The following is a 20,787-nucleotide window of genomic DNA, read 5'->3' on the forward strand; positions in this document are numbered from 1 at the left end:
GACCAAACGGATCACTAAAGCTCTTGCCCTTACCATCTGACCGTTATAAACCATCCATTTTCAATAGAATATTGCGGCTCCCTTGCCCTACCCGGATGCTTTATCGACAGTTCCGGGAGCTTTCGGTTTGCAGGCCGTACCGGGTGCCATTTTGGTAGCTTAAGCGATCAACGGAAATACCGGCATCACCCTGCCGGGCCTCAGGGGCCATTCATTAAAAGCGCCGGGCACATGCCGCGATTCTGCAGGAGCAGGTGCTGTTTTTACGTCAGCACAAACCGGTTAGAACCGGAACAATCTCCCGGTCCGGGCTACTTACAGTGCATGTGGCTTCTCCGGCCATAAGGCGGAACCAGCGCCCTCGCAAGAAGCCCAAATATAACCACCGGTTGTCCATAAAAAACATTTATCCTGAGGGCAGGACCTTATACCATGTCCCCAATAATGAAACATGGTCACCTTGGCCAACCGGTTTCTTTTCCGGCCGGTCAACCTACGCAGTGTAAGAATTTAAGGAGATCAGAAAGTTCCAATAATTCCGCTCATTGTCCACAAAAGTGATCATTTCAGGGGTTTCGTTTTTTGATAAGTTATCAATTTTCAGTTCAGTGATTACCTCGATATTCATCTTTTTCAATGCAGCCTTCAGTTCCGAATCTATTTTTTCATTTAATTCAGGGATTAAACGCCCTCCGGGCACCGCAATCCAGATCCTCGTATTGAAATTGGTGTAAAAGGTAGCAAGTTCTGCTACCAGTCTTCCGGAACCGATAATCAATATGGATCCGGTTCTTTTTACCCCTGCTCTATTGTCCGTTCCGGCCGGGTCAGCACAAGGGGAATCATGATCAATAAAGTTACCGGAGAGTTTCTCCGCTGTTATGATAAAGACAGCGCTTTTTACGGTCACTTTTTTTTCACCACGCTGAAACTGCAGGGTCTGATTATCAATAAAACGCCCAATCCTGTTGATGCTGTTTTTTTGATGGGAAGTCGGGTCAGAAGGTGCAGGACAGACCTTAATACGGCCCAGTTTATACCCCCGCTGCTTTATTTCCAAAGGGCAATGCAGGTGCGCCGGGGCACCACTGATGAAGAATAAATCGTATATCTCCATAGACCTGTTATATCAGATATATCAATTCGGTTAGACCTGAAATTAAAAAACCATGCCTGCTCTGATCATTGGCGGATGGGTTATTTTCTATTTCTTTATAATTTGTCATAATTGCTTCGGCCACGGGAATCCACTTAAAACCTAACTATATATCGTATATTTGAAAAAAATTAACGATATTTAGTTAAAAAAGACAACAGTCTGTTTTTAATCTTAAGATTAGCGCAGGGCTTTTAATTGATCTGTTTTCCATTGTAAAATTCTTCAATTAACATCAGGCCTATCATACTTTTAACGATCACCGATTGCATGGGTAAGGCTGAAAAGACCAAACAGCATATCATCAATGAAGCTGCCCTCATTTTCAACAGAAAAGGGCTTGCAGATACTACTGTTGAGGACGTTTTAAAGGCTGCCAATGTTGCCAGGGGCTGTCTTTATAACTACTTTGAAACAAAAGAAGCGCTGGCTTTGGAAACGGTTGGCTTTCTTCTCAGAAAAAAAGTTGATAAAAACGCCGAAATTCTCAGCCGTCATAAAACCGCAAAAGAAAACATTCATGCCTACCTTAATTTTTGCAAAAACTCCGCTGATACTTTTATAGCGGGTGGATGTCCGTTATTTAATTTTGCCACGGAATCACACGAGAACAATCCGGCCATTAAAAAACTGATCAAGGACGCTATCGTGGAAACCCAGAAAATGCTTACCGGCGTACTCAGTTCCGGAATCAAATCCGGCGAATTTTCGGCTGACCTGGTCCCCCGTGATTTCGCCATGCGGCTTTACACCATGGTAGAAGGATGTACTGTAGTGTGCCGGGTACTCGAAACCCGTGCCCCGCTGGAAAACGTTGTTAAAAGCATAAAGCTGGAGTTGAATACTTACTGCCTGCCACGCCCCTGATTGTCTGAAACCCCGCAACATATCAACTTTCCTTTCTGCCTGGTTTATCGGATAGCCCCGTCCCCCATAATTTATTGGGCTTGCTCCCCATTATAAACTGCATTTTTCCGCCCGCCCGGATCATTTCATCCGTTATAAACGTGCGGCCATACGGTTTACCGTTCAATTTAACCGACTGAATATAGATATTGTCCTTAGTCCGGTTTGACGTGATCACAAATGTTTTGTGAAATGGCAGGCGGACCGTGGCTTTTGCGAACCCTGGAGAACCAAACATATACACTCCGCTTGCCGGATTAACCGGATAAAAACCTAAACTGCTGAACAGGTACCATGCAGACATCTGGCCGCAGTCCTCATTACCGGCATACCCTTCCGGAGAACTACCATACATTTCTTCAGCTATTTTCGCTGTATAATATTGAGTTTTCCAGGGTTGGCCGGTAAAATCATAAAGATAGGCGATATGATGGCTCGGTTCATTACCATGCGCATATTGCCCGATAAAGCCGGAAGCGTTGTTATTAATTTCGCCCTTGCTTTTAGCTGTAAAGAAAGTATCGAGCCTGGAAACAAAGTTTTCCTCTCCGCCCATCAGATCGACCAGGCCGTTAATATCCTGCGGAACGTACCATAAATATTGCCAGGCATTTCCCTCTGTATAAGGGTTTCCGCCGTTCCCCCCATACTGGAACGGATCAAAAGGGTTAAGCCATTCGCCATGATCATTTCTGGCCCGAAAAAAGCCCGGCCCGGGGTCAAAAAGATTTCGGTAATATTTTGAACGCCCGGAAAAAAAGAGGTAATCTTCCTCCTTACCAAGCTTTTTTGCAAGCCGGGCGACACACCAATCGTCAAACGCAATTTCCAGCGTTAGGGAAACCGATTGGGATTGTCTGTTCTCCGGGACATAACCGTATTTGTTTAAAAGCCGGAATGGTGAACCGGGATGGTCCCGCAGCGAGGAGGCCTTTACCGCGTCGTAAACCTGCATTGCATTGATCCCCGGCAGTCCTTTCATGGCTGCATCGACGAGTACCGGTATGGCATGGTTTCCGATCATACAGTAATTTTCCTGTCCCCAAAGTTGCCATATGGGCAGGTAGCCATAATCTCTATACTGGGATAACATGCTGCTGACGAAGGCTGCCGTCCGTTCCGGCTGTACCAATGTATACAGGGGGTGGGCGGCCCGGAAGGTGTCCCACAAGGAAAACGTACTGTAAAAGCCCCTTGTTGCTTTATGAACGGTGTAGTCGATTGCCGTGTAATCGCCGTTCACATCAGCGTAATTATTAGGCTGGATGAAGGCATGGTAAAGCGCGGTATAAAAGCGCTTTTTCTTTTCACTTTCACCCTCAACGCGAAGTTTGTTGAGTTCAGACTCCCATATGGCATCCGCTTTGGACACGGTGCCTTCAAAGTCCCAGCCCGGGATCTCGGCCATCAAATTCTGCCTGGCGTTTTCGACGCTCACTGTCGAAATCCCGATTTTGGTTAAAAGCCTCGAACCCGCGACATCGTCAAAATGCAATACAGCCCTTAAATCAGTTCCGTTCAGCAGGGATTGATCAATATACTGGTCCCCCCCGTCAAATAAATCGGTCTTCTTGATTTTCCGGTTGAACTCCGCATAAAAATAAATCTTCCTCAATTTTGCCCAGCCGCTGATCACCCGGAACCCGCTGACCGCTTGGTCTCCGATAGCGTGCAGCTGAGCGGCTATGATACGGCAATTAAAAACACCTTTAGGCATGGAATGATCAAGATCCACCACCACTTTCGCGTCCTTTGTTCCGCCGGGGAAAGTGTACCTGTGAAAACCGGAATGCGCCGTAGCCGTCAATTCAACATTGATATTCCAGTCCCGGAGCTTCACCTGATAAATACCAGCCTTCGCGGTTTCTTCTTTATGGGAAAATCTTGAACCGTAACCGCTTGACGGATGCCCGGGGTCTCCTGCCCTGGTTTTTACTTCGCCTAAATAAGGCATAAACAGGATATCGTACAGGTCCGGGGCCCCGGTCCCGCTGAGATGGGTGTGGCTAAACCCGGCGATGTAGTTATCATTGTAGCTATAGCCAGATCCTGTTTCCCAGTTTGGCTCCGCCCTGGTATCGGGGCTTAACTGTACCATACCGAACGGCACGGTGGCACCGGGATAGGTATTGCCGCCTAAACTGCCATGTGCGGCGCCTGTGCCGATAAAAGGGTCGACATAATTTGTTAGTTTTTCGGTCTGCCCGAACGCTGACAGCGCAAGAACAATAGCCGGGACGACCAGAATATTTTTTTTCATGAGGGTTATTTATGGTAAACGTGCAGGTTATGCGCCTGCTTTGGAGGACATTCGGTATTGGCCGGGCGACGAACCGATTAATTGTTTGAATACCCTCGAAAAATAAAAAGGGTCAACATATCCGAGATCCGACGCTACGGTTTTGATTTTATCATTACTCCGGAACAACAACTGGCATGCGCGCTGCATTTTTAACTGATTAAAATAATCAATAGGAGACGAGCCCGTTTCCTTTTTGAACACATAGGCAAAATGGGAAGCAGAGATATGCAGCCGTGCAGACATCTCTTCAACACTTAGTTTTTTATTGATATTCCTTCTCATAAAATTGATCGTTAACGCGATAATATCACGATCAGCTTTTACGCTATCGTTATCATGCTTTTGAGGAAATAAAAGTGTTGCCAACAGGTGGTACAGGCTGAAATTGGCGTTGCAGACCTGCTCAAAACCAAGGCTGCGGTTTAGCGTATCGAACATTTTCTCCCAGAGTTCCAGGCCTTTTTCGTTAAAATGCACAGGCGCGGGCTGGTTCACAGCGTCAAGTTTAAGCGCTTCATTGAAAGCCTGGATAGTGGGCCCCGTAAAATAAAGCCAATGGATGGACCAGGGTGCATCTTTGTCCGCCCAATAATTGATATACTTATCAGTAGCCGGGATCACAATGTACTCGTTCCGGCGCAGTTCGAATTTCCTGTCCCCAAGCACGAGGTGCCCGATCCCCTTAACACAATAAATCAGGATATTATCCCGGCTGCCTGACCTCCATTTCTGACATCCCTGAACAGCTTCCGGGAAGTACCCGATTTCAGTGATATAAATCTTGAATAACTCGGGAGCCATGGCTTTATAACCCTTCAGAAGCTTCCATGGGATTTTAACGGCTTCACGCCTTGCAAAGCCATCGGTTTCTTTTAATTCGCTAAGCATAATCAAAGTTAAATCTATAATTGGTTTTAGACATTACCGTCTATTTTTTAGACAACAATGTCTAAAACAATGCCATTATAGTCTAAATAACAAGCATTTGCAAAATAATTAACATAATTGCAAACCTTTATGATCATTATGCCAATTTCGCATACTTTCAGAATTCAAGGTTATGGCCACCCCTTCTTACCTCCATCTACATCCCTCTGCAGTTGTAAAATGTACACTTAGCGGGGGCCTGAAATGAGCTCCGCCATCCTGCCGGCACCCCAAAATTTTCATCAGCAATGCAGACGAAAAAGTGCAGGGTATCTTAAAAAAAACGGTGACGATTGCTGTTAAAAAATGGCAGGATTATACATTATTTTCCGGGCTTTCTCCATTTTTTCTGCCCCGGCGCGCCTCTACTTTTACAAAACCAATTCTTAAACCTGAAAAGCCTATGATGAAATACATTTACGCTCAACTTTAACGCAACATGGATCCCGGCCCGGAAGGGTTCCCCGGGGATCAAAGTAATTTTTTCGCTGCTTTTACGGAAGGCTGAGGCTTGTATTGCCATAAGATTACCTGACAGGATATTGCACGTCCTCTTGTTTCTTCCGCCAGCCAGTGACTTCTGTTTTACCCACACATTATAAACCACCAGAATAAACATTAACCCCTTTTTATGAGAGAATTCTACAAAATGCTGCGGCACCTGCAGGCGCAGTTATCAAATTGGAAGATGATTAAGACAGTCCCGGTATCTCTCGTGCTGCTGAGCCTGCTTTTTGCCGGACGGGCAGGAGCACAAACGAAGGTCACCGTCGTCGGAGCCGTAGTCGACACCGCTGGCAAGGCTATCATCGGCGCCAATATTTCGCCGGTAAACAAAAAAGGGAACAGCACATCCACGGATGAAAACGGAAAATTCATCCTTGATACAGAAACCGGTGCTGTTCTTAAGGTAAGTTATGTTGGTTTCGTTTCAAAAGAGATAACGATTACCGCCAACCAAAAGAGTTTTAAGATTATCTTAAAAGAAGCGAAAAGCGAATTTGACGAAGTCGTGGTCACCGCTTATAACAGGAAACAGACCCGGGAGGCCCTGGTCGGCTCTGTAACAACGGTCAAGCCGGGCAACCTGAAGATTCCGGCCAGCAACCTGACCAACGCGCTTGCCGGCCAGGTCGCGGGTATTATAGCCTACCAGCCGAGCGGACAGCCCGGCGTTGACAATTCTAATTTTTTCATCCGGGGCGTGACTACATTTGGTTACAAACAAAGCCCGCTGATCCTGATCGACAACGTCGAACTGACTGCGTCCGACCTGGCGCGCCTGAACGTGGACGACATCGAAAGCTTTACTATTTTAAAAGACGCCAGCGCAACGGCCCTTTATGGAGCAAGGGGCGGGAACGGTGTGATCCTGGTAAAAACCAAAGAAGGCAAAGCGGGCAAAGCCCAAATCAATGTGAGGGTGGAAAACTCCTCGTCGCAGTCAGTTAAAAACCTTCAGCTGGCTGATCCGATCACCTATATGAGATTATTTAATGAGGCTACAAGTACCCGTTACCCGCTTAACCCGCTTCCATACACTGAAAATCAGATCATCAACACGCAAAACACCATCAATCACGCACCGGGGAGCAACCCATATGTCTACCCTGCGGTAGACTGGCTGGCCATGCTCTTTAAAAAGCGGACCAGCACGCAACGAGGGGATATGAGTGTACAGGGCGGCGGCGGGGTGGCGCGTTATTACGTTGCGGGGTCCTATGACAATGACAATGGCATCCTGAGGACCGATATCCGGAACAACAATAACAACAATGTGAAATTTCAGAATTATCAGCTCCGGTCCAATGTCAATATCAACCTGACCAATAAAACGGAACTCATCGTGCGCCTGTCCGGCAACTTTAATGAATATAACGGCCCGCGGACAAATGATGCTTCGCTTTCGACCGATCTGTATAACCTGGTCATGCATACCAGTCCCGTTGATTTTCCTGCATATTTCCCTGCCGATTCTGCAAATTTAAAAACTAAGCACATCTTGTTCGGCAACACAGCCGCATCCAGCGGCCTGGGCAATTATAAATATATCAACCCGTATGCGAATTTGCTTTCCGGTCACCAGAATTTCTCCGAATCCAGGATGCTCGCGCAGCTTGAGCTGAACCAGAACCTGGATTTCCTCACCACCGGATTGAATTTCCACGCGATCTTCAGCACCAACCGCTACGCCCGTTTCCAGTCAGAAATGCACTATGACCCGTTTTATTATACCTATGATAACTATGACAAGATAACCAATCAATACACGCTGCACTGGATCAACGACCAACCCGGCCAGGCCAGGGAATACCTGAGTTACTCACCAGGCGCCAGTACGCTGAGCACATTTCTGTACCTGCAGGGCGTTTTGGATTATTCGAGGACCTTTGCGACCAATCATAACATCAGCGCTTCTTTGATCGGGACGCAGCAACAGACCCGGAACGCCAACGCGGGGAGCCTGTTCGACTCCCTCCCCTTCCGCAATGAAACCCTGGCGGGCAGAGCGACTTATTCATACAAAGGCCGCTACTACCTGGAATTCAACTTCGGTTACAACGGTTCAGAGCGCTTCAACGCAAACCACCGATTTGGATTTTTCCCTACCATCGGGGCTTCATGGATCATATCAGACGAGAAATTCTGGGGCGCCCTGTATAATATTTTTGACCGCTTTAAGCTCCGGGGCAGTTACGGACTGGTAGGTAACGACCAGATCGGCAGCCAGCGTTTCTTTTACCTCTCTGATGTCAACCTTAATGGCGGGAACTCGGCAGCTTTCGGGACGAATAACGGCTACTCACATAACGGCGTCAGTATCAATAGCTATGAAAATGATGACGTAACCTGGGAAACGTCCAAACAGACTAACCTGGGTCTTGAATTTACGGTAAAAAAGAAAATAAATGTCATTGCCGAGGTTTACAACAACAACAAATATAATATCCTCCAGAACCGGGGTGTCGTACAGCCGACGCTGGGCCTGGAGGCAGGGATCTCAGCCAACATCGGCAAGGTAAATTCCAAAGGGATAGACATTCAGATCGACGGTTCTCAAAATATCGGAAAGGACTTTTCTTTCGGCTTAAGGGGCAATTTCACCTATTCCAAAAACAAATATACCCAGATTGAGGAACCGCACTGGCTGGAAGCATCCCGGTATTTATTGGGACAACCGCTGAACCGGCAATACGGCTATATCGCTGAAAGGCTTTTTGTTGATGATAATGAAGCGGCAAATTCCCCAAAACAGATTTTTAGCTCAAGCGGCACCCAACCTAAGGGTGGGGATATCAAATACAGGGACCTCAACGGGGATGGTAAAATAGACGGTGCCGACCAAACTTATATTGGTTATCCCACAGTACCTCAGATCGTATACGGCTTCGGCTTAACCACAAGCTACAAGAACTTCGATCTCTCCGGCTTCTTCCAGGGACAGGCCAAGGTGTCTTTTTTCATTGACCCCGCCCGTACCGCACCGTTCATCAAAAGCCCGGATTCCTATTATACCGGGAATACCCAACTGTTAAAGGCTTTTGCAGATGACCATTGGTCTGAGGACAACCAGAACCTGTATGCGCTTTACCCGCGCTTCGGCCCGGACGGGGGCATCATCGAAAACAACAGGCAATCGAGCACCTGGTGGCTGCGCGACGGCAGCTTCCTCAGGCTCAAATCGGTTGAATTCGGTTACTCCCTGCCTGCAAGGATAACCAAAGCGTTAAATGTAAAAAAAGCAAGGATCTATTTCAACGGCCTCAACCTGCTTACCTGGAGCCCATTCAAGCTATGGGACCCGGAACAGGGAGGCAATGCCTTTGCCTACCCGGTTCAAAAGGTATTTAATATTGGTCTGAACGTCAATTTATAGTTAACACAAAAAATTAAAAGAAATGAAATCCAATCATAAATTCATCTTCCTGATCCTGCTGACGGTTTTCTGCCATTCGTGCAAAAAATATCTTGACGTCACTCCCGATAATGTAGGCACCATTGATTATGCGTTCAGAAACAGGAACGAGGCGGAGAATTACCTGTTTACCTGCTATTCACAATTGCAGCGTTATAATCTGCCGCAGTACAATGCAGGTTTCGTTACCTCGTCAGAGATCATCTTCCCCAACAATTTAAGCGACAACTCGAGTATCGATATCACCGGCTTTAACCTGATCAGGGGCTCCCAGAACAGCCAGAACCCGGGACTTAATTTCTGGGACGGCAACAATGGCGGGCAGGCAACTTTCAAGGCCCTGAGGCAATGTAATACCATGCTGGAGAACATAGACAAGCCGGTTGATTTAGGGGCCGCTGAAAAGAAAAGATGGATAGCCGAAGTAAAGTTCCTGAAGGCCTATTATCATTTTTACCTGTTCCGCTTATACGGCCCGATCCCCATCGTGGATAAGAACCTTCCGATCAACGCCTCTACCGAAGAGGTCAAAGTTAAAAGGGCGCCTGTCGATTCGGTTGTCAATTATATGGTCAGGTTACTGGACGAAGCCGCTCCCGACCTTCCGCCTGTTATCCTGAACCAGGCCAAGGAACTGGGCCGGATCACCATGCCGATCGCGCTCGCTGTGAAGGCACAGATACTGGCTACTTCGGCGAGCCCCTTGTTTAACGGGAACCCTGATTATGCGTCCGTTAAAAACAAGGACGGGCAGCCATTGTTCAGCAACACCTATGATGCCGGCAAATGGGACAAAGCGGCGGCGGCATGCCTGGAAGCCATTACTGTTGCCGAAGCCGACGGCGTGAAACTCCACACTTTCCTGCCGCCTGCCAATATCCCGTCCAATCTTACCGACTCCCTTAAAAAAGTGCTGACGATACAGACTTCGGTTACAGAAAAGTGGGATGTAAACACGGAATTGATCTGGGCATTAAACAGCAACTTTGATTATCAAACCTATTGCGGCCCGCGTTTAACGTCCAAGTCTGCCTCTAATATTACCTTCCAGGGAACATTTGCAGTTCCTATTTCAGAGCAGGAATTATTTTACACGGACAAGGGCGTTCCGATTAACGAAGACAAAACCTGGGACTATCAGAACCGGTTTGATATCAGGACCGGCGATGAGGCCAACAGGTTCTACATCGGGAAAGGTTACGAAACCATCAAAGCGCATTTCAACAGGGAACCCAGGTTCTACGCGGATATCGCCTTTGACGGAGGCGTATGGTATGGCAATGGCAACTTCGATCCGGAGGGAGCTTATTACGTACAGGGACGGGGGCCCACTTCGCTGGCCGGGCCGAAAGACAATATCCGGATCAACGTTGCCGGATACTGGCCCAAAAAACTCGTTAATTACTTAACCGTACATGATGACGGCTATACATTGAGCGATTTTCACATGCCGCTCATGCGGCTTGCAGACCTTTATCTTCTGTATGCTGAAACGTTAAATGAACAGGGCAAGCCATTTGCAACCGTAGTGCCTTATCTGGATAAGGTAAGGGAAAGGGCCGGGCTGCCCGGTGTGGTCGAAGCCTGGACCAGCTATTCCAAAAACCCCGATAAATATGCCAGTAAGGACGGTTTGCGTCAAATCATCCACCAGGAACGAAGGATAGAGCTCGCGTTTGAAGGCCAGGCCGGATGGGACCTGCGCCGATGGAAAGAATTACAACAGATCCTGAGCAAGCCCCTTCAGGGCTGGAATGTTTATGAACCCTCGTCCATTAACTATTACCGGCCCCGCACGCTGGTCACGCCGGTATTTAACGTGAGGGATTATTTGTGGCCGATCGCTGCCGACGACCTGATATACAATAACTATCTGGCCCAAAACTTAAACTGGTAACATTTATGCGCTCAATCATGAAGAAAGTTAAAAACATATTACTGTTGCTGTCTTTTTCGATAATGACAGTTATACTATCGTGTAAACGAAATGACGGTTACAATGACCCGGTATCCAAAGACCCGACCAAGCCGGGCGTCGTAAGCAACGTTAAGGTAACCGATTATAACGGCGGTTCATACATCACTTACGATCTGCCGAATTCAGAAAACATCCTGTATGTACTGGCCAGTTATTCCATCAGGAATGGCGTAACCAGAGAAACAAAAGCGTCCTATTACAGTGATACCGTGAACGTCGAAGGTTTTGCCAAAGCGCAGGAATATAATGTTACGCTGTATACGGTCAGCCGCTCCAATGTCAAATCGGACCCGGTGACGGTCAAAGTGCACCCATTGACCCCGGTATACGAGTTAGTCAGACAGGACCTGTCCCTGCAAAGCGATTTCGGCGGCGTCAATGTAAAGTCATTGAACCTGTTTAAAAAAGATATAGGTGTAGTGATCACCGCCTTCAACCAATCAACCCACCAGATGGAAGTCGAGGATCAGCACTATACGAATACGGATACGATTGATTACTCATTACGGGGCTACAGCACCGCCTCCCGCGAATTCGGGGTTTATGTTACCGATAAATTCGGTAACGTCTCCGACACCCTGAAACACACCCTCAGTCCATTGCTGGAGGTGATGCTGGACAAAAGCCTGTTCAGTACTTACCTGTTGCCTTCAGATACACCGATAGGTTATGGATGGGTTACTTCCAATTTATGGGATGGCAGAACAGATGGCAGTTCGGCCGGCTGGCATACCGAGCCCGGCCACACTCCGCCATTCGTGACAACTTTCAACGTAGGCAAGAGTTATAAATTAAGCCGGTTTGTGATCTGGGAACGACCTGACGACGGGCAGATCATTTATTCATTCGCGCATGGGAACCCCAAATTTTTTACGCTCTGGGGATCAAATGCACCGTCTCCAAAGGATGCCAGCCTGCCACTTTCTTCAGCTGTCGGGACCGTGGTGGGCGATTGGATCAATCTGGGGAATTTCCGTTACCCTAATCCGCCCTCAGGGTTACCGCCGATAAGCCATAACGCGGCGGATAATGCCTTTGTACTGGCTGGGGTGAATTTCAATGTTTCCATAGATGACCCCGCGATTCATTTCTTAAGGTTTTCAGTGTCACAAAATTGGGAAAACGGGGACATCGCCCATTTCATGGAAATCTCCCTGTATGGCCAGCCTCAGTAATCATTATTAAAGCAAAGAAAATGAAAAGTATCATCCATGTCTTATCTGGCCTAGCCGGCCTCATCCTGCTGGCAGGCTGCGCGAAGAACAACCTCCAAACCGATTTTAAAAAGTACCTCGGCGATCATGAACTGGTTTATACGGGTGCGGTCGGCAAGGTAATCGTCCAGCCGGGCAACCTTGAAATTGGCTTAAAGTGGAAATCCAGCACTGACCCGAGTATCACCCGGTACATTATCTATTATAACAATAAATCTGATTCCGCCATTGTTGATGTCAGTGCGCCTACCGATTCGATCCGGACCGTAATCAAAGGCCTGTCAGAGTATACGTATTCTTTCACGATTTACTCCGCTGACGCGAAAGGGAACAGGTCGGTGCCCGTGGAGGTCAATAATGCCAAGGTATACGGCCCGGTATATGCCTCCACGCTGCTCAACCGTGGCTATGACGCCGTTAACCCGTATCAGTTGCATGACGACGGGTCCCTGACCCTGAACTTTATTGCACCGGATACCATCAATATCAAAACTGTTATCAACTATACCAACGCAGCCGGGGCGGCCGCGCAGGCTGAACTGCTGCCCGGTGACAACGCCATTACCTTGCCAAGCTATCAGTTGGCCAGCCCGATCACCTACCGTTCGTCATACATTCCTGAACGGGGCGCGATTGATATTTTTTCGGTCGCTGCAGCTGACAACTTTCCCAGAATTTATTCCTATGTACAATGCGATAAGTCCCTGTTTAAGGACGATGCAAAATTACCGAATGATGTGTATGCGGACTATGGCACGAGTTTGAGCAAGCTTTGGGACGGAAGCTCAGGCCCGCAGGCTTACCCTAACATCTTTCATACCAATGACATGCAGCTGCCCCATACATTTACCTTTGATATGGGTAAGATTTATGATAACCTGGGACGGGTCGAAGAAACCGGCAGGGACAGCGAGCATAACCCGATGGATTTTGAAGTGTGGGGTATCGCAGACATCAGCAACGCGGCACCGGTCCTCAAAAGTACGGACCCCGGATGGGGTGCTGAAATGCAGGCAAAAGGCTGGACACTCCTGAAAGAGTGCATCCGGAATGATGACGGCAAACAAGCCGTAAAATTCGATATGACCAGCGGCCCTGTGAACGTACGGTATATCAGGATCAGGGTTATCAAAACCATTGACAACAGCAACCTGAGCAACTGGAGCGAATTAACATTCTGGAATAAGCAATGATCCCAACGTCAGCCGGCGCGGCCGGCTGACGTTTTTTAAATTTCAACCCTACTTAAAACTTTACTATCAATGAACCGCTCTTTTCTGTTACGAATTCCATTTCAACGCCTGCGCGTAATACTGCTGGGTATTTTGTTTTTGAACATGATGCCGGCCAAGGCCCAAAACCGTCCGGAAACGAAGGCCCCGTTATCACTGCTTCAGCAAAAATTTGTTGACCTTCGCTTTGGGATGTTCATCCATTTTAACATTCCGACGTTTGAAAATGCCGACTGGCCGGACCCGGAGGCCCGGGCCTCAGATTTTAACCCTAAAAAACTCGACTGCAGGCAATGGGCAAAGGCGGCCAGATCGGCTAATATGACCTACGGGTGCCTGACCACCAAGCACCACAGCGGCTTTTGCATCTGGGATACCAAAACGACCGGATACAATGTGATGAACAGCCCCTTAAAAAGAGATGTGGTCAAAGAGTATGTTAAGGCATTTCGCGATGAGGGGCTGAAAGTGATGCTCTATTATTCGATTTTAGATACCCATCACCGCTTACGCCCCAATAGTATCCAACCCAGGCATATTGATATGGTCAAAAAGCAAATTACCGAATTACTGACCCATTACGGCCCTATTGAGGCTTTAATCATCGATGGCTGGGACGCGCCCTGGTCGAGGATCTCCTATGATGATATACCGTTCGATGTCATCTATAAACTGGTAAAATCTTTACAGCCGAATTGCCTGCTGATGGATTTAAACGGTGCCAAATACCCTGCGGAAGGATTATACTATACCGATATCAAGACCTACGAAATGGGTGCCGGCCAGCGGATCTCAGCGGAAACAAACAAGATGCCGGCGCTGGCCTGCCTGCCGCTACAGGGCAGCTGGTTTTGGAAAACGGATTTTCCTGCGAACCCTGTGAGGGACGTTAATAAACTGATCGATGAAGTCCTCATCCCCCTCAATAAGGCCAGCTGCAATTTCATTCTAAATGTGGCGCCCAACAGGGACGGCCTGTTTGATGACAACGCCCTTACCGCGTTAAAACAAATCGGGCAGCAATGGAAAAACGACGGGCCTGTTGCGCCGATTGCAGAAACAGGCCCGCCTGTCATATCCCACAACCTTGCGAAACGGGCCCCTGCCAATTCAAGCTGGAGCGACGACTCTAACATCATGGATTTCGGGAACGATGACAATTTCGGGTCATCCTGGTTATCTAACCCGGCCGTAAAAAAGCCCTGGTTCGAGGTCAGTTTAAAGCCGGGCCAGCAATTCAATACGATCGTACTTTTTGAAAACGATCCCCATATCAGGAGATACAAGCTCGAATACCATGACCCAAGCGGATGGAAAACCCTGTTCGAAGGTGAAAATTTAAACAGGTTTAAAATAAACAGGTTTAAAGCCGTGAAGGGAGACAAAGTCAGAATCGATATCGAGAGTTATAACGACCGGCCGACGATCTCGGAAATTGGCATTTATAATAACCCGCTGTAACTATAACCAGCACCAGGTGCCAGCCGCCTGACACAGCCGCCCGGGAGCGGCTTTATTACAGAACTATGAAATACAAACTATCCTGTTTACTGACATCATTGTGTTTATTTGCCGCCTACGTATCAGGCGCCCAATCCCCGGTTGACTATGTCAATCCGTTTATAGGTGCAACAACAGCCAGCGACATTACGGGTAACGGCCTTGGGAAAACCTTCCCGGGGGCCACAACACCTTACGGGCTCGTCCAGGTGAGCCCCAATACGATCACAGGAGGCGACAACGGCTCAGGGTACAGCTACGAACATAACAGTATCGAAGGGTTCGCTTTTACACAGATGAGCGGCGTGGGCTGGTATGGCGACCTGGGTAATTTTCTGGTCATGCCGACAACAGGCAAACTGTATACCTCTGCCGGAAAAATGAACACCCCTGACCAGGGGTACAGATCAGTATACTCAAAAAAAAATGAGTTTGCTAAAGCGGGCTATTACAGCGCGACACTGGACCGGTATCATGTTAAGGCCGAAATGACCGCGGCGCCGCATACCGGGATATTACGGTTTACTTTCCCCGCAAATAAAACATCGAGGATCCAGATAGACCTTGCAAGACGGGTCGGCGGTACGTCAACCCTGCAAAAGGTAACCGTGATCGATGACCACACGATCGGGGGCTGGATGAAATGCACACCGGAAGGTGGCGGTTGGGGCAATGGCGACGGCAAGGCCGATTACACGGTTTATTTTTATGCGCAATTCAGCAAGCCATTAAAGAAATGGGGAGTGTGGAGTGCAGATATTCCGGATGGATGGCCCCGTAAACTGGAAGACGTAAGCAGTGAAAAATATCAGCATTTAATCGCAAACGCCAGGGTAATCCCGGGTACCAGGGAACAGGAAGGCAAGCACCTGGGATTCTATGCCGACTTCGAAACGCGACAGGGCGAGCAGGTTTTGTTCAAAGCGGGGATCTCTCTGGTGAGTACTGCCGGCGCCCGGCTGAACCTGAAAGCAGAAATCCCCGGATGGAACTTTGACGGCGTTTACCGGAATGCCCGCCGCCTCTGGAACGAAGCCTTGTCCAGGATCAGGGTGGAAGGCGGGAGCACTGTACAAAAGAAAATTTTCTATACGGCGATGTACCATACCATGATCGACCCCCGGATTGTAAGTGATGTAGACGGCAGGTACACGGGGGGTGATGGGCATATCTATTCGCCTTCCAATTTTCATAAACGCTCGATATTCAGCGGGTGGGACGTGTTCCGAAGCCAAATGCCGTTGCAAACCCTCATCAATCCGCCCCTGGTCAATGATATGATCAATTCGCTTATCACCCTTGCCGGTGAAAAAAAATCCCCTTACCTCGAACGCTGGGAGTTTCTGAATGCCTACAGCGGCTGTATGCTTGGCAATCCTGCCGTTTCCATGATCACAGATGCTTACGTAAAGGGGATCCGCAATTACAACCTGCCTGAGGCCTATAAATTATGCGTGGGTACCGTGCGTATATTTGGAAATACAGATAAAGGCTATACAAATGAAGACAACAGCATCGCCAAGACACTGGAATATGCTTACGCGGATTGGTGTGTCTCGCGTTTGGCTGAGAACCTGGGGCACCCGGAGGACCACCAAACGTACCTGAAAAGGAGCGGCGATTACCGCAACGTTTTTGACCCGGAAAAACACTGGTTCCGGCCAAGGCTGGAAGACGGCACCTGGGAGGCCTGGCCGCAGGATGGGCGGCTCAGGCAATCTTACGGGTGTATGGAAAGCAACCCTTACCAACAGGGCTGGTTTGTACCACATGATATCAAGGGAATGACCGAACTGATGGGGGGACGGGAGAAAGCTGCCGCCGATTTGGATAGCATGTTCTTAAAGACCCCAGAAAGCATGATCTGGAACAACTATTATAATCATGCCAATGAACCTGTACATCATTTGCCGTTCCTGTTCAACCGGCTTGGCCAGCCCTGGCTCACGCAAAAATGGACAAGGGAGGTTATCAGGCATGCCTACGGCAATTCGGTTGAAGGCCTGGTGGGTAACGAGGATGTCGGGCAGATGTCGGCATGGTATGTATTGGCGGCAAGTGGAATTTATCCGGTTTGCCCCGGGGATACCAGACAGGAGATCAGCAGCCCGCTGTTTGATAAAATTGTTTTCAAACTGGACAACCGCTATTATCGTGGAAAAACGTTCACGATAACTGCTGTTAATAATTCAGAGAAGAACAAATACATTCAAGGCGCGGAGCTGAATGGTAAAATACTGAACAAATGTTATATTGATTTCGACCAGATAACACGCGGCGGGGAACTCAAATTAATGATGGGGCCACGCCCTGCAAAAAACTGGGGGATCCGGAACTAAGCTCTGCCAGGGCCGCCGGCCCCTCCTTTTTTAACAGGCGCGTTATTTTTTATGCTTACCTGATGGGTGGGGCCTTCGTACAAGCCCCACTCCTATCCAGGTCAGGCAAAGCGAACTTCCCAAAAATATCTTTCAGCCTCTTATAAGGGAATAAGGCGCTATGCCGGGCTGCTTATGTAATCCTGATCAATCGCATCTCCGAGTGCAACCTTCACATCATTAAACCCCACACCGATACGCATTCCGTTTGAGCCCTCCATGTCCAGGGTACCCTGTATTTGCCTGACGAGCCCTTTGATCAGGTTCATTCCTAATGAGTTATTGGTTTCTGCCGTCATCACCTCCGGATAACCAACGCCGTCATCAGCAATGGACAGGACGTAATTGTCAGCGGCAACGGCATCCAGGTTTATGCTGATTTTCCCTTTTCCGGTGTCTGGAAAGGCATGCTTTATTGAATTGGTGACGGCTTCGTTAATAATTAGGCCTATAGGTATCGACTTCGCGATATCCAGTTCAACATGCTGAAGTAACAGTTCAAACTTAATGTCTTTAGACGAAATAAAACTATCCTGCAGGTAACTGACCAGTTCCTCAATATAGGCCTTCATATTAATTGTGCGAAGGTTTTCACCCTGGTATAATTTCTGATGGATCAGCGACATGGCCTGTATGCGGGACTGGCTGTTCTGGATCGCATCTACAGCATCTTCGTTTGTCAAAAAGCTTGACTGCCAGTTCAGCAGGCTTATCGTTGTTTGTAAATTATTTTTCACCCGGTGATGAACTTCCCGCAACAGCCATTCTTTTTCCGTTAATAGCTTTTGTTGCCTGTCATTCAATATTTGCAAAGATTCGTTCTGGCTGTTTATTTCCGACTGTTTTAACTGAAGCTTCCGGGCAGTCCGTTTATAAAGCCGGAAGCCGTAATAGGCCAACCCGACGGTCATCAGCAGCAGGAAGCAGACGCAAAACATCAGATTCCGCTGCAGGCTTATCTTTTCATAGTCCGCTTGTTGCAGGGCTTCCTGGCTTTTTAAAAGGGCGATAGACCTTTCCTTTTTTTCCGTTTCGTACTTGACCTCCATTTCTGACATGGCACGAACCTTATTAAGGTTAAAAATCGAATCATTGACCTGCTTATATTTCTGAAACTGGATAATAGCGGCACTGTAATTACCGAAAGCAGAGTCCGTTTTAAACTTAAAGAGATGGATCTGGCGGAGCGCGGAAGGGGTCATGTTTTGCTGCGGGAGCGAAAGCAATACGTTTGTATAATATTGCGCAGTTCTGTACTGCTTAAACTTAAGATAAAATTCAGTTATGCGCTCAAAGGCTGATTCGGTCACCCGATCATCTGAAAACTTAATTACGGTTTTAAGATAATATTTCTCGGCATTTGAAAAATCACCCAGCGCACTGTAGCAGTCCCCATAAACCGTGTTGGCAAAAAACTGTTGCAGGCCCTCATCAGGTCGATGTAAGCGTACGAAACCGTTTAATAAGGCAAGTGCCTCTTTTGGCCTCTTTAAGACGACAAGAACACGGACCAGCCTTGTTTGAACAAAAAACTGATAGTCCGGAGAGGGCGACCTGAAAGTCAGCGCCTTCTTTATATTTTCAAGGCTTTTATCATATTGTCCCAAGTCGAAATAGGTGCCTGCCAACCTGCAATAAAACTCCATTGCCCCGCTCAGGTCACGGTTTTCATTCATGCTTTTTATGGCCTGGATCCTGTAATACAATTCCCTGTATGAGTTCCCATTCAGCCGGTAAACGCCGCCAAGCAAATCGTAGGTATAGGGCAGTTTTTTATAGGGGGTCCTTTTAGATTCAGAAATGACAGCCAATAGTTCCTGCTCCGCAAGGTCGTATTTGCCGCTTTTTAAATCTATATCTGCGATCTCCTTATCTGCGGTCAACTGCTCTTCCGTATGATGCAGTTTTTTGTAAAGTAAACTGGCATGGAAATATGCAGACCGCTGATCGGCCAGTTGTTCCGGGGTAAAGTGCGGCCAAACATCTGCAAACCTCTGCCACGCCTGAGCCTCTTCCCCGATTGCTCCCTCTTGCCGGTAACCGGCAATTGCCTTTAAAAAGAATGTTTTTGCTGTTGCCAGATCGTTGAGTTTACAATAGCTTTCGGCCAACAGTTTCAAACTTTCATTTTCCCATCTGACAGCATATATCTTTTGGCTCAGCCCAAGTGCTCCTTTGATTTTGACCTGTGCGCTGTCAACATCGCGTTTCAGGTCACCGGGCTTTGACAGGTAATACCGGGCGGCATCCAGCTGTTGTTTGATTTTTATGGAATCCTTTATTCTTTGATCAGCCGGTAATGTTCTTAAGGAAGGCCGTGGTATTTCGGTCTGCGAAAATGCGTAAACAGGTAAAATAAAAAATAAAAAACTGACGCGTGATAATCGGACCATATTCATCGGCAACAGATATAAAATCAACTGATCTGCAATCAACTCCTGTTCTTGTTATTTAACAATCCTATATTCTTTTAACCGGCACAAGTGTAAAGCCGGCATTTGCCGGTAAATCTTTTTACATATAATTATCCGATCGCAAAACTGTAACAGGATTTGGTTATTGAATCCACAGCCTCGCTTATCAATACGAAAACAGCTCACTCAAAAAAGCGATTCACATTTGCCCTCCCGGTGTAACCAATTCTGTAAAGCTGTTCCCAACCGGCAATAGAACGATAAAGAATGAACATCTCATTTTTTCAGTTCCTGGTTTACTGTTGATTTTTTGCACAGCGCCGATAGATCAGACAATACCAAAAACAGAACCCATAAATAAATTACTGAAAATCAAATACATATACAGAAACAGAGGCAATTCTTTACTAAATAACATGATTTCACGAAAATCAATGACGGTATTTCGCTGAATGCCCCAATGCAGAAAATAAGTGATCCAATAAGAAGCGAATAAATAAAGTTCAGCAATGATTCGCCACATATAAGACGGGCCATTCAGGTTACCCGGCCAGCTTTCCGTCTTTTCCGAAAGATCATCAAAGGAAAACACCGGCCCAGGGCCCTAGCCTCACAGCCTGTTTATATAAATTCAGGGCCATGATGCTCATCGATAAAACAGCATACTACCGTCTTTTTAAACAAACAGGCAGCGCATCAACGCAAAGGCCCTGGTAACGGGAACGTCTGCCCTGTTTGATTTAAAAACTGCATGTTATTTAGTTGCGAATAAAGGCAAAATCACGATATAACGTTTGATTTAACGCCCAACATTAAAACAACACACTATCAATCAACAATTTACGAAACGGCAAAAAGATTGAC

General features: G+C 47.5%; 11 protein-coding genes. 7 read left to right on the forward strand and 4 right to left on the reverse strand.

Features of this window, described 5'->3' with window-relative positions; translation table 11 throughout:
• Window positions 1–493 precede the first annotated feature (493 nt).
• Entirely contained in the window at window positions 494–1,060 is a 567-nt protein-coding gene (locus tag EAH55_RS20185; RefSeq protein WP_162996973.1) for an NAD-binding protein, read from the reverse strand.
• A 366-nt stretch (window positions 1,061–1,426) separates the two neighbouring features.
• Between EAH55_RS20185 and EAH55_RS20190 the strand changes: the two genes are divergently transcribed.
• Window positions 1,427–2,023 carry a TetR/AcrR family transcriptional regulator gene (locus EAH55_RS20190; RefSeq protein ID WP_121811250.1) on the forward strand — a complete coding sequence of 199 codons (597 nt, stop codon included), beginning with the start codon at window positions 1,427–1,429 and terminating at the stop codon, window positions 2,021–2,023.
• Between the two features lie 22 nt (window positions 2,024–2,045).
• Here EAH55_RS20190 and EAH55_RS20195 read toward each other — a convergent pair whose 3' ends face one another.
• Together EAH55_RS20195 and EAH55_RS20200 are read right to left on the reverse strand one after the other, a co-directional pair.
• Window positions 2,046–4,322, reverse strand: a complete 2,277-nt coding sequence (locus tag EAH55_RS20195; protein WP_121811251.1) for a GH92 family glycosyl hydrolase — start codon at window positions 4,320–4,322, stop codon at window positions 2,046–2,048.
• 27 nt (window positions 4,323–4,349) lie between these two features.
• Window positions 4,350–5,252 (reverse strand): AraC family transcriptional regulator, encoded by a 903-nt coding sequence (locus EAH55_RS20200; RefSeq protein WP_121811252.1) that lies wholly within the window; start codon window positions 5,250–5,252, stop codon window positions 4,350–4,352.
• Between the two features lie 670 nt (window positions 5,253–5,922).
• On the opposite strand from EAH55_RS20200, the gene EAH55_RS20210 reads away from it, so the two are divergent.
• The 6 genes from EAH55_RS20210 (at window position 5,923) to EAH55_RS20235 (ending at window position 17,470) form a co-directional block, all read left to right on the forward strand.
• Complete coding sequence (locus EAH55_RS20210; RefSeq protein ID WP_244228271.1) at window positions 5,923–9,168, forward strand: SusC/RagA family TonB-linked outer membrane protein; 3,246 nt, start codon at window positions 5,923–5,925, stop codon at window positions 9,166–9,168.
• A gap of 22 nt (window positions 9,169–9,190) precedes the next feature.
• The gene (locus EAH55_RS20215) at window positions 9,191–11,104 is read left to right on the forward strand and encodes a RagB/SusD family nutrient uptake outer membrane protein (protein WP_121811255.1); all 1,914 of its coding nucleotides are present in this window, start codon (window positions 9,191–9,193) and stop codon (window positions 11,102–11,104) included.
• Between the two features lie 17 nt (window positions 11,105–11,121).
• Window positions 11,122–12,360, forward strand: coding sequence for a DUF4959 domain-containing protein (locus EAH55_RS20220; protein WP_244228273.1), 1,239 nt, complete (start codon window positions 11,122–11,124; stop codon window positions 12,358–12,360).
• A 20-nt stretch (window positions 12,361–12,380) separates the two neighbouring features.
• Window positions 12,381–13,592: a DUF4998 domain-containing protein gene (locus EAH55_RS20225; protein ID WP_121811257.1), complete on the forward strand. Its 1,212-nt coding sequence runs from the start codon at window positions 12,381–12,383 to the stop codon at window positions 13,590–13,592.
• 69 nt (window positions 13,593–13,661) lie between these two features.
• Window positions 13,662–15,092, forward strand: a complete 1,431-nt coding sequence (locus EAH55_RS20230) for an alpha-L-fucosidase (protein WP_162996974.1) — start codon at window positions 13,662–13,664, stop codon at window positions 15,090–15,092.
• Window positions 15,093–15,157: 65 nt separating this feature from the next.
• On the forward strand, window positions 15,158–17,470 hold the full coding sequence (locus EAH55_RS20235) for a GH92 family glycosyl hydrolase (protein WP_121811258.1): 2,313 nt from the start codon (window positions 15,158–15,160) through the stop codon (window positions 17,468–17,470).
• Between the two features lie 158 nt (window positions 17,471–17,628).
• Here the strand turns inward: EAH55_RS20235 and EAH55_RS20240 are convergent, their stop codons facing one another.
• Window positions 17,629–19,902: a tetratricopeptide repeat-containing sensor histidine kinase gene (locus EAH55_RS20240; RefSeq protein ID WP_162996975.1), complete on the reverse strand. Its 2,274-nt coding sequence runs from the start codon at window positions 19,900–19,902 to the stop codon at window positions 17,629–17,631.
• Window positions 19,903–20,787: the final 885 nt, after the last annotated feature.

Origin of the sequence: Mucilaginibacter kameinonensis (assembly GCF_003675385.1) — a bacterium.
Classification (GTDB): Bacteria; Bacteroidota; Bacteroidia; order Sphingobacteriales; family Sphingobacteriaceae; genus Mucilaginibacter; species Mucilaginibacter kameinonensis.

What these genes read in the sequence shown, in the direction of transcription:
- EAH55_RS20190 (WP_121811250.1), top strand. Translation starts at nt 1,427, where the DNA reads ATGGGTAAGGCTGAAAAGACCAAACAGCATATCATCAATGAAGCTGCC.
- EAH55_RS20220 (WP_244228273.1), top strand. Translation starts at nt 11,122, where the DNA reads ATGAAGAAAGTTAAAAACATATTACTGTTGCTGTCTTTTTCGATAATG.
- EAH55_RS20235 (WP_121811258.1), top strand. Translation starts at nt 15,158, where the DNA reads ATGAAATACAAACTATCCTGTTTACTGACATCATTGTGTTTATTTGCC.
- EAH55_RS20200 (WP_121811252.1), bottom strand. Translation starts at nt 5,252, where the DNA reads ATGCTTAGCGAATTAAAAGAAACCGATGGCTTTGCAAGGCGTGAAGCC.
- EAH55_RS20195 (WP_121811251.1), bottom strand. Translation starts at nt 4,322, where the DNA reads ATGAAAAAAAATATTCTGGTCGTCCCGGCTATTGTTCTTGCGCTGTCA.
- EAH55_RS20240 (WP_162996975.1), bottom strand. Translation starts at nt 19,902, where the DNA reads ATGGTCCGATTATCACGCGTCAGTTTTTTATTTTTTATTTTACCTGTT.
- EAH55_RS20225 (WP_121811257.1), top strand. Translation starts at nt 12,381, where the DNA reads ATGAAAAGTATCATCCATGTCTTATCTGGCCTAGCCGGCCTCATCCTG.
- EAH55_RS20215 (WP_121811255.1), top strand. Translation starts at nt 9,191, where the DNA reads ATGAAATCCAATCATAAATTCATCTTCCTGATCCTGCTGACGGTTTTC.
- EAH55_RS20210 (WP_244228271.1), top strand. Translation starts at nt 5,923, where the DNA reads ATGAGAGAATTCTACAAAATGCTGCGGCACCTGCAGGCGCAGTTATCA.
- EAH55_RS20230 (WP_162996974.1), top strand. Translation starts at nt 13,662, where the DNA reads ATGAACCGCTCTTTTCTGTTACGAATTCCATTTCAACGCCTGCGCGTA.